Origin of the sequence: Sporosarcina thermotolerans (genome assembly GCF_030067815.1) — a bacterium.
GTDB classification, from domain to species: Bacteria; Bacillota; Bacilli; order Bacillales_A; family Planococcaceae; genus Sporosarcina; species Sporosarcina thermotolerans.
On the sequence record NZ_CP125968.1, the window covers coordinates 2,482,795 to 2,497,843 of the forward strand.

The following is a 15,049-nucleotide window of genomic DNA, read 5'->3' on the forward strand; positions in this document are numbered from 1 at the left end:
GACCACTGGATAGAAAAATGAAATAAATACATAAATGCTATGTCTTAGCGCATATTAGGATTTGGTATTGTTCCTTGGAGAGGTGAGAGATATGATTGTTCGACTTGGTTATGTAGCTATGAGTATGGAGGTAAAAAATGCATCTCCTTCACAAACCATGACATTTACACAATTTCAGAAGATCGGTGATCGGGAAGCAGCTATTCGCAAATTGGAACGCATTTCAATTTCAAATTTACAAAATACATTTCGACTATTGAAGCATAATGTAGCTTCCGAGATACATTTTTATCGTTTAAGCTCTCGTCTTATTCCACTTGCTAACCACGAGGAGTTGCAGGATTGGAATTATATAAAGCCTCTAAAAGAACTTTTAGTTGAAATTGGGGATTTCGTCAGAAGTAACAAACCGAGGCTTGATTTTCATCCTGATCACTTTGTTCTTATTAATTCCATTAAGGAAGGTGTTTTAAAGAATTCGATAAAAACACTTAAAATGCATTATCAATTATTAAAAGGAATGGGAATTGACCCGATCCATCGCTGTGTAATGCATGTAGGAGGCAACTATAAGGAAACGGAAAAATCGCTCGAACGTTTTATCGATAATTGGATGGATGTTCCAAAAACGATTCAAAAAATGATCATGCTCGAAAATGATGATACTTCATTCACGCTAACAGATACCCTGTACTTATGTGAAAAACTTGATATTCCACTTGTATTTGATTACCATCATCACCTTGCGCACTACAACGACCCAAATTGGCTAACTCATTGGGACCGGGTCGTTAATACTTGGCGCAACTCTCCTCTTCCGATAAAAATGCATATTTCCAGCCCGAAAAGCCAAAAGGAATTTCGTCACCACGCCGATTATGTCGATATCGATACGTTTTTTCAATTCTTAAATGAAATTAAAGGTAGCGTTTCTCAGATTGACTGCATGATAGAGGCAAAACGAAAGGATCAGGCCTTGTTTCACTTAATGGAGGAAATTAAAGGCAAGGATAATGTGAAAATAATAGATGGCTCTTCATTCCATATCTAGTGTGGGGGGAAAAATTTGTCAAGTACATTACAAAAAAATAGGTGCCGGTGCAGTAACCTTAGCACAAGCACCTATTATATTCATAGGCGGATAAATTGATGAACCTTATTCAGGTCGACGTTTCCACCGGAGATGACAGATACTATGTTTTCATCTCGTAGGTTTAATTTATCGAATATTGCAGCCGCAATCGTTGTCGCACTTGACGGTTCAATAAGTTGTTTCGTGCGTTCCATTACAAAACTGAAGGCTTGGCGGATCTCATCTTCGCTGACAAGTACCAAATCATCAAGATATTTCATAAGGATCGGAAAAGTTAACTGCCCAGGTTGGCTTGTTCTTAATCCGTCCGCAATTGTATTTGTAGTAACTGAGGTGACTTTCTTGTTTATCAACGATAGGTAGGTATCATTGGCACATTCGGGCTCAACACCAATCACTTTTATCCTTGGATTCGTTTCCTTTATTGCAGTCAGAATTCCAGCTAATAGTCCCCTCCGCCAATCGGAACAATAATTGCATCTACATTTTCCACCTGATCCAAAATTTCCAGGCCGACAGTTCCTTGCCCTGCCATAATATAAGGGTCGTCATACGGTGGGATGTATACGCCGTTTTCATTTCCGGCAATTTCTTGCGCTCTATTTATTCGCTCTTCGGAAGTTGTGCCACAGAATTCCACCTTGCCATTGTAAGCCCGGATCGCATTGGTCTTACATGTACTAGCATCTTCAGGAACCACAATCGTTGCTGGGATCCCGTATTTATTAGCAACATAAGCGACTGCTTGACCGTGATTGCCCGATGATGCCGCTGACACAAACTTCGCACCGTTTTCCACCGAATGGATGACCTTATTGCTCGCTCCCCGAATTTTAAAAGACCCTGTCTTTTGCAAATGCTCGGATTTTAAAAACAGCTGATTTCCGCATATTTTGGAGAGTTGCTCTGATTGTAAAATCGGCGTAATATGGGCTATATTATATATTCGTTGTTTGGCATCATTGATTTCATCTAAAGAAATCATTCTTCCATCCCCCCAAATCATTATTCAAAACTGGCTCTTACTGCGCAATAAGTATTTTGGTTTTCGGTGAATTTGTGAAGGAATACCAGGAAATCAAAAATGTTGCGGACAGAACCTTTGAAGATTAAAGCAAAAGGCACAAATTCATCAGTTGTGTTTTTTGCGTGTAAAACCCTATAAGAATGGTCCAGGTGCATCATCGTCGTTAATGAATTTCTTGAATAACTTTTTCTAAGAAGTTACCCATTTGCTTAACGACTGGCTCTGAAAAATCAAAACGGACACCCGTTTCTTCATAAACCTTTGCGATAGATTGATTTAAGTCCGCACTTGCACCTTTTTTGAAGGATTCCACAGCCTGCTCGGGATTTTTTTGATAATTCTCAAGTAATTGAAGAGCACCAAGCATTGACATAGAGTATTCAATAGTATAGAAAGGAACGTGAAAATAATGAATGGTGCCTGCCCAGCTCATCCCAATTTCCTCCTCAAACCCAGAAGTATCGACAGGGCTTAAGCCAAAGCGTTTTGAAATTTCAAAGAACTTTTGATCACGTTCTTCGGCAGTGTGCGTAGGATTTGTATACATCCAGTGCTGGAAGAGATCCCCGGACAATGGGCTGAATAACATTGTAAATGCGTATCTTAGCTCTTCACGCTGTGCGCTCTTAAAATCTTCTTCATCTGGATAAAAACGATCAAGCTTATCCAATAAGAGCAATTGCATCCCAAAAGAATATAGTTCGGCAATTTCCGCTCGCCATTGGTGCTGATCAAAAGGACCGTGTTCGGAAAACTCAAGGTACCCATTCACCGCGTGGCCCATTTCATGGATTAATGTGCTTAGTGAATCATGGGATGGACTAAAGTTCGAAAAAACAAAGATATCCCCTGAAACAAGTAAGGGTGCACAGAAAGCATGCGGGCCTTTTCCTTTCCGAACTTCGAGGTCTAATAATCCATGCCCTCTCATGTAATTGAAACGCTCTCCAAAATAGGGGTCGGTCTTCCCTAAAATTTCTGAAACGCCATCCATAAGAGTAGACACTTCGGAGTATGGTGGTTTTTTCAACAATTTAGCGGTGGTGTTATCCCAAGGGCGATAAGTATCAACACCAAGCTTGTTCTTAAACACATCTGCGAGCCTGTTCCAAGCGGGGATAATATGCTTTTCTGCATTTTCATGAAAGTCATAGCAATCTTGAACGCTATACTCACGATTTTTTTCTACAAACATATACTCACGATAATTTTCAAAGCCTGCTTGTTTTGCAATTTGATGGCGCAGCCTAACCAGTTCATCCATGATGGCATCCATATCGGGTTTAATTTGACGATGGGCTGACATCATGGCATGATAAGCTTTTTCTCGCACCTCTCTATCTAGATGATCAAGCTGAGATTTGATAAACGGAAAAGGCTTTTCTTCCCCCTCCCATTCAACGGTTAATCCCCCCATAATTTCACTATATTTCGTACAGAGCTCTTGTTCTTTTACCATTAATGGAATGTTTTCTTCTCTGAACAATTTCACTTTAGACTTGCGAACTCGTCGCATTAAGCCGTAACGTTTTTCATCTAATTCATGAAAAAAGGGAGACTCACAGCATTTCTCATTGAGTTTAGCTTCATATTTCAATAAGAGTGGATGGATTACTTGCTGATCGTGAAGATACGTCGACTTAATTTCCGTATCCTCTGTGTTTCGGTAGAAGTGAGATGGTGACCTGTTATCGCCTCATTGATTTTAAACATTAATTCCTTTTCATCCTCTAACCACTTTTCTAGATCAGAAACGGATTCGATTTGAACATCTAGTAAGCCTAAAAATTGAGATTCTACCCCTTCTACATTCTCCAAATCAACTAATTCTTTATAATACTTTTGACTTAATTCTTTTGACAATAAATCACTTCCTCTCTGCTTTTTCGTTACATAATATATATATTATCGATTCCAATTGCTTAAGCCTATTTTAAATTTAAAAGATTAGGTGATTTTGACCAATAAGATTTTAACAATTCTCCGAAAGAAGTCTCCCTCTTCAAGCGTGTGAAGGGTGAAGCCCAACGGTAAGAGGGAGATGAATTTCGGTTGGCGATAGCCAACACCTCTTTTGGTTGGTATAATAGGAACAGGTATTCCTAATCTTCTGAAATGTGGTGATTTGAGTGGCAAATAAAGCATACAAATTTCGAATCTACCCGACAAAGGAACAAGAAGACTTTTTGGTCAAGACTTTTGGATGTGTTCGATTTGTCTACAATAAAATGCTCGCGGAACGCAAGGAAACCTATGAAAAACTCAAAGATAACATGACATTACTGAAGAAACAGAAGCTTCCGACGCCCGCCAAATATAAGAAAGAATTTGAGTGGCTCAAGGAGGTTGATAGCCTGGCACTCGCTAACGCCCAGTTGAATCTGCAAACAGCGTTTTCCAATTTCTTCTCAGGCAAGACTAAGTACCCGAAATTCAAGAATCGTAAGTCAAGGCAATCCTACACGACAAACATGGTCAACGGAAACATCAAGATTCTGGATGCCCACATCAAACTACCGAAACTTACACCCCTTAGAATGAAACAGCATCGCGAAATCCCTTCACATCATGTTATCAAGTCATGCACAATTTCCCGTTCTTCCACAGGGAAATACCATATTTCCATACTCACAGAATATGAACACAAGCCCAAGAAAAAAGAAATCAAGCAAGTAGTCGGATTAGACTTTGCCATGGACGGCCTGTTTGTCGAAAGTGAAGAGGGTAAGAAAGCCAATTACCCACAGTTCTATCGACGAGCAGAAGAGAAACTGGCGAAAGAACAACGGATATTATCAAAGAAAACAAAGGGTTCTTCTCGATGGGAAAAACAGCGTATTAGGGTTGCCAAACTCCACGAAAAAGTGGCAAACCAACGAAGGGATTTTCTGCATAAACAATCCTGGCGACTGGCAAATCAATATGACTGTGTTGTCATCGAAGACCTCAATATGAAAGAGATGTCACAAGCCCTGCGTTTCGGTAAAAGCGTTGCCGACAACGGATGGGGTATGTTCAGCACGTTCCTTGAATACAAACTAAAAGATCAGGGCAAGCGTTTCCTCAAAATCGATAAATGGTTTCCATCGTCTAAGATGTGTTCGGATTGCGGAAATGTGAAGGCCGCCCTATCCCTTTCGGAACGAACATACTCCTGTGAGTGCGGGTTCGTGTCTGATCGGGATTGGAATGCCGCCATAAACATCAAAAATGAAGGCAAGCTGATCATAGGTTTGTCCTAAACAAAAAAACTCTTGGTCCAAGAGGGTTAGCTCGGTCATTTTTCGTTGGCTAACAGAAGCAACGATAAGTCGAGAAGCCCCACTTCAAACGCGAAGCGTTAAGTGGTGGGTAGGTTCACTTAAGAAATGAATTTCTTCACAGTTAATTAAGAAATTAGACTTTTTGATATTGAAACTTCCTTAACGTTGTAAATCCTCATTTTCCTGTATATGAGTTGGATCAGCATGGACAGTTCAAACAAGTCGATTCACTAAAAAAAACCGGAATGATCGAATCCACAGTCTTAAAGCGATTCCGAGTGAATTTAGAGGAAGTGTTTTAATTCAAATACAAATACAAGGTAAAATAATCCGTCCAATGCGAGCTCGATACTCAAGGATGGATTATTTTTTATGGTAAATTGGCAATGGAGTTAATTGGGATAATATCACTTCTATCTAATTATAAATCTAAATTTTTCTTAAAGACATAACTTACCTTGTCATACCCCATTTTATCTTCATAAAATTGATGAGCATCGGTTCGCTGCAATCCCGATGATAAAGCAACGCTTTTATAACCATTTACTATTGCCCATTCATGAACGAAAGAAAGTAACTTTTCACCATATCCATTTGACCGTTTGTTTGCATCGGTGACTAAATCACATACCCAAACAAAACGGCCATAGTAAAGTGTGATCATCGGTTTAAACCCAGTAACCGCCACAATTTCCCCTTCGTCAAACAAAGCAAACATTTTGTACATATCTTTTTCCATGGCCTCTGTAACCAAATCCAAATAGTCTTTTTCATTTAGATGTGTTCGTAATTGATTCATTACCGGAAAAGCTTTAAGAATTTCTTGCGGAGTTTGGAGTTCCTTGATACTACTTATCCCCATTAAGCAATCTCCCCTATATATCAATTCAGGTACCAAAAACTCAATAAAACTCATCCATTAGTTGATAGAATTCGACCTTAGATTCATCCAATTCTGTTATTCCATAACCCTCAAGAAAGAAAGGAACATACTCCTTGCCAAAATTACTGGAAATGCTTCGTATCGCCAATGCCAAGTCTTGATATATATCTGCGACGCCTGCCCTGCCCCAATCGATAAAACCGCTCACCCTTTGATTTTCCATAATCACATTCGGCAAACAATAGTCACCATGTGTAAAAACAAGTTCCTCATCCAAAGGCCTTTTGGCGACAAGCTCCTCATAGAGATCGATTGCTTTCCTTCCCATTCGTACTTCATCAAAATCATCTTCATCGACAAGGCCATTCGCCACTCTATTCTTCGCCTCTTCTACTTTCACACCCAAGCTTTGAATAAATGGACAATCATCGATCCGGATACAATGTATCGCCTTTAGACCGTCTCCTAACGACTCTAACATGGCAGGCAAATCGCCTCGATGGGATTGATCCGAAGCATTCACACCTTTAATCTCAGACATCAACAGGTATTCATATGCTTCATCCATCTCGTAGAATAGTACACGCGGCACAGGCAGCTTACCTTCCAACCATTTCATTTTTTCCTTTTCATCAAAGAGACGTTCAACCGAATGAACCGACTGCACTTTAAGGTATTGGTTTGCATACGAGCCTTTCAATAAGAAGGTCATCGACTGCGAGTGCCCAATTGTTATTGGTTCCCAATCGAATCCGTTTGTCAATTTTGCTAAACTTGAAGGAATTTCTATCAATTGAATCACCACCACTTTTGACTATTTAAACCCCATTTTATAAAAAACTTTTCCACTCTTTAATAGATACACACCAAGCAGTAACTGAATAACAGTAATTATGAGATTATGAATAATGAATTCTGTTTGACCAGTTGTATCTATTAATTTTGCAGATGAAACAAACATGACGTTAGCAACTAATTGAAACGCTTTTGGTATAGAATAAATGATCAAAACTAATCCGGCTAACTTCATAAACAGCATGAACAGCTCTCCGGTTTTGGCTTCATATTTCTCCCCTGAACCACGGAAAGCAAATTGAATGATTGCCTCACCACTCTTTAATAAGTAAATCCCAAGTGCCAAAAGCAAGACAGGATAGAATGCCTGAAAGATAAGGGAAAGCCGATAATTCGTTAAATCACTATTAGACATCAACTCTGATAGATTTAAGATTGAGTAGAATGAATAAACAACAGTGACAACGTGGGTCAAACCCCAAATAATTGTTAACACTCCGATAATCTTCAAACCCGATTGAAAAAGTGCTGTAGGCTGAAACATTTGAACACCCCTCTTTTTATTAATTTCTTAGTTTACATGATAATAATGAAATATCAGCATTTTCTTAGGCAAATATGCTGCCGTTTAGCCTTGATATAATTTTCATATGTTGTTGGATAACCTATGTCAGTCTACCTTCCCTGATATCAATATCTATTCATGCAACCCGCATTTCATATTAGATTCCGTTCTCTTAATAGATCTAACAGATCTCCTCTATTTCTATCTAAATGAATCCCTTTAATCCCTGCTTGTTCGGCTCCATCAATATTTTCCATTTTATCATCAATAAATATACACTTTTCTTTTATTGTTTCCATTTGATTTAGGGCAATATTATATATCGCCTCTCCTGGTTTTTCTGTTTTTACAAGAGCAGATAGAATAATAGCATCAAAATATTTACGAATTCCTAATCGATCAAAAATCCAGTCCATACTTGGCATTGCATTTGAAATTACAGCCAACTTATACTCTCTTTTTAATTGCTCAAGGACACCTTTTACTTCTGGAAAAAGCCTACAATGTCCGGCATAATCTGCAAAGTGAAATAATTCATTTGCTAAATCATTTTCACCAAGATCTTCCGCAATTCTTCCATAATAAAGCTTGTAGTATTGTTCTTCTTCGTTCCAATTTGTAATAAAGGGTAGATTAATTTGTTTAGCTTTCAAAAGGGCAGAATCAATTTTTGATTTTGTATAGCCCCTTTCCATTAATAAAAATCTGATCCTGTCATCTCCTTTAATAGGAGTATCAAAAAGTACCCCTCCTGCATCAAAGAAAATTACTTTCACTTTATTTTTTAATTGATCCATATTCATCCCCCTATATTTGATCAAATTTTATCCAATATACTTTTCACCTCTTCCACCGCCACAATATCATCAGACTCTTTAAACGTAAATATCGATTCTTCAAAATACCCTTTCGCCCTTTCAATCTCGCCTTTAGCATTAAATATTTCTCCAAGTCCACGTAAAGAACATCCCAAAGCAATCGGATCATTTGACTGCTTGGAATACTGTAGGGATTGATTCATAAGTTTTTCAGCCTCGATTAAACTACCTTTCTTTAATAGGATATATCCTTGTTCGTAATAGTTGGCCGCAAAACCTACATAGAAATCCGGATAACTGTTCTTCAACAAATTTAGTTCTACATCAAACAATTTGATTGCTTCTTCGTAGTTCCTTGCCATGCGTTCAACCATACCTAATTGATGTATTGCAATGAGTTCATCTTGGAGATCTGAACTAAACTTCGCTATTTCTCTAAGTTTAATATAAATTGATCTTGCTTCATCATATTTCTTCAGTTCACTTTTAACATACCCAAGCCAATGTAACGCCACTTTGTAGTTGTTTGAACTTTCTTCGAGTGAACTAAGACATTCATGATAAATTTCTTCTGCTTTAGAAAGACGTTTACTCTCAAATAGTTTAAATGCAAACTCTAACTTGCTATCAATAGAATCTGCTCTTCCCACTGCTTTCCCTCCGCCCCTTATATATTTCCTTAAAATCAATTATATCATGAAGTCCATTTGTATTTTCGAAATACTCATTTAACATAAAAAAACACACCCTCCTTTTATTTTGGAAGGTGTTAATATATGCTGCTCTACATCACTTTATAAGGTTTCATAATACGAAAAAGGATTATACTTTCCAGTATACTTATCTCTTCAATCATCATTTTCAATCGTAGTTTTCCTGACCTTAAAACCATGTATTGTAGCGAAAAGTGTTACGGAACATTTTCAATAAAAGTAACTGATTCAGCTTTATACGATTTCCCGTCCCATCCGTATTTCACTTTGAAAGTTCCAATGCTTGCCTCGGGAATTGTAACAAATACTGTGGTATAGCCGTAAAGGACACCATTTTCAGGAGTATACTCCTCAATTGCCCCTACCCCAGGTGAATGGATAGGTGTATGATAATCAAATTTCGAATAGTCTATTTCATATTTTCTTTTACCAATCGAGATTAAAATTTCATTCCCTTTTTTCTCCATCTTTACAAACCGCTTGACCGCATCCGAGATAGACTCGACGGGAACTTCTGTATATCTACTATAGGGATCTTGTAGTTGATTCAATACATGAATTTCTTTCGTTGATATTCCAGACCCGGCACCTGAGATCAGCACAACAATAATATCTTTTAACTTATCTGCATTGATATCTTCATAAAATAATTTGGGGCGAATTTTTCATTTCGCCATTCCGGAAAGTTGTAAAATAATTCACCACCTACACTATCGACACCACCGCCTACCTGGACAGTGAAATTATCAGTCGCCATTGTATCTGCCATATCTGCAATCAGAAAAATATTTTCATACCAAATATCGGATTTAATGAATGATGTTACAACCCTTTGAACTGCAAAAGCTTTTCCAGTAAGACAAAGTAAAAAAGTGACTAATAGTACTATTAAGTATTTTCTCACATGTTTTCACCCCTTTTTGTTTATTATTTCCCTATAGAGGTGAATGATGAGCCTAAAAATAAAGAAAAGCCGATCAAATACCACATTGATCGGCTTTTCTCTTTCACATTATACAATTGAAGCTGCACCACTCTAAGAATGGATTTATTCCGCCTGAAACTCCGCAAGGAATTCCTTCACTTTGGCTGGATCTGCAACCAATTCGTTGCCTGTGTTGACTAATGGGCTTACCGTTGAGTAGGCTTTTTTTTTATTCCCTTGATAATAATTCAAGAACTCATCTTGGTTGATAGAATACAAAACGGCTTTCCGTAAGTTTTCGCTCTTCGCTACATCGCGGTCTCCTGCGTTGAAGACCAAGTAAGCGACTGCGTTGCTGTCGTTCTTCTGCAAGACGAGTTTGTCATCATTTTCAACGAGATCATACTTCGTTTCCGGAACGCCGTTGAAGAAATGGATTTCGCCGTTACGCAATGCGGATAATGCGCTGTCTGCGTCTTGAATGAATCGGACAGTTACGTTAGAGATGTTCGGTTCGAATTCACTGCCCGCGCGATACACCGGGTTTTTCGCGAAGTCTGCTTGGTAATCGTTTTTCTTCACAAGAATATATGGACCACTCGCATACAGATGGTTGTTATAGGTAGAACCTTCCGTTACCGTACGTTGGTCGCCGTATGGAATGTCTTTATCGATATTAAAGTTCGCTACATCATATGTGTTGATGCTTTCCACTTGTTTTTTCGACACGATCCCTGCGGATTGATGCGCCAAATAGTTCAACACTTGTGGGAATGGCTCGTTCGTTGTCACTTTGATGACTTGGTATTTCCCTGCATGGCTGTCAGCTGCTGTCTTATCTCCAACAAGTTCGGTAATGTTAGCGTCAAGCCCTTTTTCTAGCGCTTCTCGGATTGACCCTTCCCCACCGGATAGTTTCACGTTTTCAAGCTCAGAAAGGTCCGTTACAACTTCGATGTCCTTAATGCTTTCATGCAAACTGTACGTCCGGTGATCCGGCACGGAATTTTTATCTTTCGCGCGGTTCAATGAAAATACAACATCATCTGACCCAACACGTTCTCCAGTATCAACCGCTTTGCCATCTTCCACTTTCGCAAAGTTGATATCATCCCGAAGAATGAAGTAATAATCATTGTTGCCTTCACCAATCGCATAGTTATACGAAAGCGATCCATCCGAAATGACTTGGTCGTCATCCGTCAAATTGACGAGACGCACATACATATTCGTGTTCAACGTATTGATAGAACCGTCATTCCCTTTGATTGGGTCAAGGGAAGTCAATGAACCAATTGCCTGTTGAGCGATCAATGCAAGCGTTTCACGCTTCGATGAATCATTGAAATCGATTGTCTCCCATGCGATTGCACGTGATTTCGCAAGACGTACTGTCTTAGGGTTCAATACATCTTTATTGACCCCTTGTGCTTTGAATGAATTATAAAGCGGCGCAATATATGCTTTCTCTACTACAAGTCGTTGTTCAAGTTGCTTATATGTTTCTTGGTATTCATCAGGTGTTTCGGTACTTGCCTTTTCAATTAATTTATCCACTTCTTCATCACTGATATCACTGTTGTCACCGCCAGATTTGAACAAAGAACGTACTGCATAATCTGGGTTCCCTGTTACAGTCGTCCAGCTGGATAATGCAATGTCGAAATTCCCTGCATCCCGTTGCGCTTTAAAACTACCGTAATCCGGTTGGATATTCAATTTCACGTCGAAACCGTTTTTGATGAGCTGGTCGCGGACGATATTCATATCTGCCTCACCGGAGCTCGTTCCAAGCAACTCAATCGTTACCTTGCCGTTGTTGCCGCCACCTTTTGTATCTCCTTTTTCCTTCTCACCGGACACATCCGATTTCGTTTGCACACAGCCTGCCAGTACAACGATAAGCGCAAGCATAAGGGTCAATAATCTTTTTCCCATCATCAAATCTCCTTTTCTAAGTTGCTTTTATTTGTTAGTCCCTACTGGGAGAAATACACTTAATCAAGCCGCGGGTCAAGCGCATCTCTCAGTCCATCCCCTAAAAAGTTGAAGGAAAGGACGAGCAAAATGATCGCGAGCCCCGGGAAAATCGCTAAATACGAATGGGATTCCAAATACGTACTGCCGACCCGCAAGATATTCCCCACTCCGGAATATGCGGCTCTACCCAAGCCCTAAATAACTTAAACTGCTCGTTGCAATGACGGCTCCACCAATCGTCAGCGTCGATTTAACGATCATCGGTGCCAATGAATTCGGCACGACCTGCTTGAAGATGATCGACATATCAGACGTTCCGAGTGCACGAGCCGAATCGACAAAGTCGTAATTCGACACCATGAGGACATTCGCCCGCATCGTCCGCGCATATGTCGGAATCGATCCAACGCTGAGCGCGATAATCAAGTTCACCGTATTCGCACCGAACGCTGCGATAATCGCAATCGCAAGCAAGATTCCTGGAATCGCATATAACACGTCAAGCACGCGCATGATCATATTATCCGTACGATTGCTGTAATAGCCGGCAATCCCACCTAAGAATCCGCCGACAACACCCGGGATGAGAGTTGAAGCGAAGCCGACAATCAAGGATATCCTTGCGCCGAACACAATGCGCGAAAACACATCACGGCCGAAGTTATCCGTGCCGAATGGATAAGCGAGGCTTGGCTGTTGCAAAATATTGCCGTAATCGTTTTCGACAGCAAGCGCATAGTCAAACGTGAACTCACTCACTACCGAAATCGACAGCATGAGGATAATGAAAAACATTCCCAATGTAGCCGTCGAATTGCGTGTGATTTTCTCCCACATCACATTCCATTTCATAATGCGCGAATGGTCTTTGCTCATTGATTTCAACAAGAGGCTCCATCCAAGTAGCAGCGCGAACAGATTGCCCGTCACTGCAGTGAGAATGACGATGACCGCAATAATCCCGAGCCACCGTGGAGCACTTACGTCCTTCACTGTCTTCGCGACGATGATCAACACCGTTAGATGGAATACCGCGATGACGAGCAACACGAGCATTGCAGCCGGAAACGTATCCGTGACGTACGGTTTGAAAATATTCACTGCCGAAATTGCTATGACGAATAGCTGGGTTAGAAACATATAGACAGCAAACGTGTATTCCGGCGTCTTCCGTTTATTGATAAGGTTAAACGCGAACGCAGCCGTAAAGATATTGCCTGTCACTAAACTAAGTAGTTGTATATACCCTAATCGCCGAGTCCCTAAGCGGATTTCGCCGTTGCTCAGTAGATCTCTTTTCATCTTCCATGTGATAAACAGCTGTAAAAGAGTTGTTATCAAATAAGCGATGAAAATGGCGAACAGAATCGTATTTATCTCCCCGGTCTTGAACGAGAAACTATTCCCTAAGAAGATCAACGAGACGACGAGTGAAATGATCCAGGTGAAATTCGCTTGCGGGTATTCTTTTTGATACAGCCAATGCATGCCGATTTTTCAGCTTCTCTTCCATCTTTTCACCTGCTTTATGTTTGTTTCATTTTCGAACGGATCCGTGGATCGAGGAATGCGTATAAAATGTCAATCAGCAAATTCACGAGCGAAATCGTAATCGCGATATAGACGACACCGCCCATGATCGCCGGGATGTCCGGGATGAATTGCTTATCGACGATGTAGCTACCGATCCCTTTAATATTGAATACTTTCTCGGTTACAGCAGCGCCGCCGAGCATGCCCCCAAACATCAGACCGATAACGGTAATGACTGGGATCATCGCATTTCCGACTGCGTGCTTCCAAAGCATCTGGCTTTTCGTTAGCCCTTTTGCACGTGCCGTAATGATGTAGTCCTCATGGATGATTTCCAGTAACGAAGAACGCATCATTCTTGCTATCGATGCAGTAAGCCCAGTTCCCAACACGACAACCGGCATGATGATCGACAACGCATTCCCCGGGCTATAAGTGGCTGGCAGCCAACCAAGCTTGATCGAGAAATTCAAGATGAAGATCAGACCTTGCCAGAAATTTGGAATCGATAACCCAAGTAATGCGATGAACATGAATGTCGTATCCAAAAACGAATTCGGCCGAGTTGCAGACAAAATGCCGACCGGAATCGCGATGACAATCGCCATCAGAACCGAGAAGACAGCAATCATCAGCGTGATTGGGAATTTATTCGCAATACTCGACGCGATATCCTCACTTCCCGCAAACGATGAACCAAGATCGAACGTCGCAATTCCTTTCAATGCATTCCAAAGTTGCTGCAAATACGGCAGGTCCAGTCCATGGATTTGATTGAACGCCGCAATCTGCTCTTTCGTCGCCGATTCTCCAAGAATGTTTGAAGCGGGATCGAATGGTGAAATATAAAGAATGGAAAAGACGAGTATTCCAACTCCGATAATGACAAAGACACTTTGGACGAGTCGTTCCATAATATATTTCAAAAACGGGTTGCTGATCAAAAACAGCCAAGCATACATTAGGACACCCGGCACCAGCGAAACAAGGAGGAACATCGGCCGTTCCAAGAGTGATAAGAAGTACGTAGAATACGACTCTTTACGTACGCCTTGTTGCGAAAGCCGTTCATCGGTCCGTCGCACAACCTCTTCCTGAAACCGTTCGACCGCCAATTTTTCCGCCTGAACGCTAAGCGCATCAGGGCTGTTCTTCTCCTGGAAAAATTCCGCTTTTCGCAGCAACTGATCTTTGTACTCGTGGAACAATTGCTTCTTTCGACCTTCATCTGAGAGCTTCCGCTTCACATCTGCCATCGTCGCTTCGTAAGTACGGTCTTTTTTCTTCATTAAATAAAAGAGATAAACGAGTATATGGAGAGGCAATCCTGTTAAATAAAGCAGGAATCGATACATCGACCTTCCATGCGCCTCTTTATAAGTTCTTTTGAGCAAGGCAGATATGCCGAGTTTCATTCAAAATTCCCTCCTGCCCATTGTTGTATAATTCCTATC

Annotated in this window: 13 protein-coding genes and 2 pseudogenes; 2 read left to right on the plus strand and 13 right to left on the minus strand. The window is 40.5% G+C overall.

All coding sequences use genetic code 11. The features are described from left to right. Positions 1-91 precede the first annotated feature (91 nt). Positions 92-1,051 (plus strand): UV DNA damage repair endonuclease UvsE, encoded by a 960-nt coding sequence (gene uvsE / locus QNH10_RS14110; RefSeq protein WP_283732036.1) that lies wholly within the window; start codon positions 92-94, stop codon positions 1,049-1,051. A gap of 80 nt (positions 1,052-1,131) precedes the next feature. Here the strand turns inward: uvsE and QNH10_RS14115 are convergent. The 3 genes and pseudogenes from QNH10_RS14115 to QNH10_RS14125 all read right to left on the minus strand — a co-directional run bounded on the left by QNH10_RS14115 (position 1,132) and on the right by QNH10_RS14125 (position 3,983). Beyond that, positions 1,132-2,078 (minus strand): annotated as a pseudogene (locus QNH10_RS14115) (threonine ammonia-lyase). 205 nt (positions 2,079-2,283) lie between these two features. After that, positions 2,284-3,765 (minus strand): M3 family oligoendopeptidase, encoded by a 1,482-nt coding sequence (locus QNH10_RS14120; RefSeq protein WP_347178063.1) that lies wholly within the window; start codon positions 3,763-3,765, stop codon positions 2,284-2,286. After that, on the minus strand, positions 3,732-3,983 hold the full coding sequence (locus tag QNH10_RS14125) for a hypothetical protein (RefSeq protein WP_283732037.1): 252 nt from the start codon (positions 3,981-3,983) through the stop codon (positions 3,732-3,734). The genes QNH10_RS14120 and QNH10_RS14125 overlap by 34 nt, the downstream gene beginning before the upstream one ends. A gap of 266 nt (positions 3,984-4,249) precedes the next feature. Between QNH10_RS14125 and QNH10_RS14130 the strand changes: the two genes are divergently transcribed. Further along, complete coding sequence (locus QNH10_RS14130) at positions 4,250-5,362, plus strand: RNA-guided endonuclease TnpB family protein (RefSeq protein ID WP_283732038.1); 1,113 nt, start codon at positions 4,250-4,252, stop codon at positions 5,360-5,362. A 442-nt stretch (positions 5,363-5,804) separates the two neighbouring features. Here QNH10_RS14130 and QNH10_RS14135 read toward each other — a convergent pair whose 3' ends face one another. The 10 genes and pseudogenes from QNH10_RS14135 to QNH10_RS14180 form a co-directional block, all read right to left on the minus strand. Further along, positions 5,805-6,245: a GNAT family N-acetyltransferase gene (locus QNH10_RS14135; RefSeq protein WP_283732039.1), complete on the minus strand. Its 441-nt coding sequence runs from the start codon at positions 6,243-6,245 to the stop codon at positions 5,805-5,807. Between the two features lie 40 nt (positions 6,246-6,285). Then, a complete protein-coding gene (locus QNH10_RS14140; protein WP_283732040.1) occupies positions 6,286-7,059 on the minus strand; it encodes an APH(3') family aminoglycoside O-phosphotransferase in 774 nt (257 codons plus the stop codon). 21 nt (positions 7,060-7,080) lie between these two features. Continuing rightward, positions 7,081-7,605: a hypothetical protein gene (locus tag QNH10_RS14145; protein ID WP_283732041.1), complete on the minus strand. Its 525-nt coding sequence runs from the start codon at positions 7,603-7,605 to the stop codon at positions 7,081-7,083. Between the two features lie 173 nt (positions 7,606-7,778). Continuing rightward, positions 7,779-8,423: an HAD family hydrolase gene (locus tag QNH10_RS14150; RefSeq protein ID WP_283732042.1), complete on the minus strand. Its 645-nt coding sequence runs from the start codon at positions 8,421-8,423 to the stop codon at positions 7,779-7,781. A 20-nt stretch (positions 8,424-8,443) separates the two neighbouring features. Next, on the minus strand, positions 8,444-9,094 hold the full coding sequence (locus QNH10_RS14155; protein ID WP_283732043.1) for a tetratricopeptide repeat protein: 651 nt from the start codon (positions 9,092-9,094) through the stop codon (positions 8,444-8,446). Positions 9,095-9,354: 260 nt separating this feature from the next. Further along, entirely contained in the window at positions 9,355-9,708 is a 354-nt protein-coding gene (locus QNH10_RS14160) for a hypothetical protein (RefSeq protein WP_283732044.1), read from the minus strand. A gap of 65 nt (positions 9,709-9,773) precedes the next feature. Continuing rightward, a complete protein-coding gene (locus QNH10_RS14165) occupies positions 9,774-10,061 on the minus strand; it encodes a hypothetical protein (protein ID WP_283732045.1) in 288 nt (95 codons plus the stop codon). Between the two features lie 144 nt (positions 10,062-10,205). Beyond that, on the minus strand, positions 10,206-12,023 hold the full coding sequence (locus QNH10_RS14170) for an ABC transporter substrate-binding protein (protein WP_283732046.1): 1,818 nt from the start codon (positions 12,021-12,023) through the stop codon (positions 10,206-10,208). Positions 12,024-12,079: 56 nt separating this feature from the next. Further along, positions 12,080-13,550, minus strand: a pseudogene (locus QNH10_RS14175) (ABC transporter permease). 38 nt (positions 13,551-13,588) lie between these two features. Then, the gene (locus QNH10_RS14180) at positions 13,589-15,010 is read right to left on the minus strand and encodes an ABC transporter permease (protein ID WP_381426417.1); all 1,422 of its coding nucleotides are present in this window, start codon (positions 15,008-15,010) and stop codon (positions 13,589-13,591) included. Positions 15,011-15,049 lie beyond the last annotated feature (39 nt).

Coding starts and splice junctions, on each gene's coding strand:
- QNH10_RS14145 (WP_283732041.1), bottom strand. CDS start 7,605: ATGTTTCAGCCTACAGCACTTTTTCAATCGGGTTTGAAGATTATCGGA.
- uvsE (WP_283732036.1), top strand. CDS start 92: ATGATTGTTCGACTTGGTTATGTAGCTATGAGTATGGAGGTAAAAAAT.
- QNH10_RS14150 (WP_283732042.1), bottom strand. CDS start 8,423: ATGGATCAATTAAAAAATAAAGTGAAAGTAATTTTCTTTGATGCAGGA.
- QNH10_RS14170 (WP_283732046.1), bottom strand. CDS start 12,023: ATGATGGGAAAAAGATTATTGACCCTTATGCTTGCGCTTATCGTTGTA.
- QNH10_RS14135 (WP_283732039.1), bottom strand. CDS start 6,245: ATGGGGATAAGTAGTATCAAGGAACTCCAAACTCCGCAAGAAATTCTT.
- QNH10_RS14180 (WP_381426417.1), bottom strand. CDS start 15,010: ATGAAACTCGGCATATCTGCCTTGCTCAAAAGAACTTATAAAGAGGCG.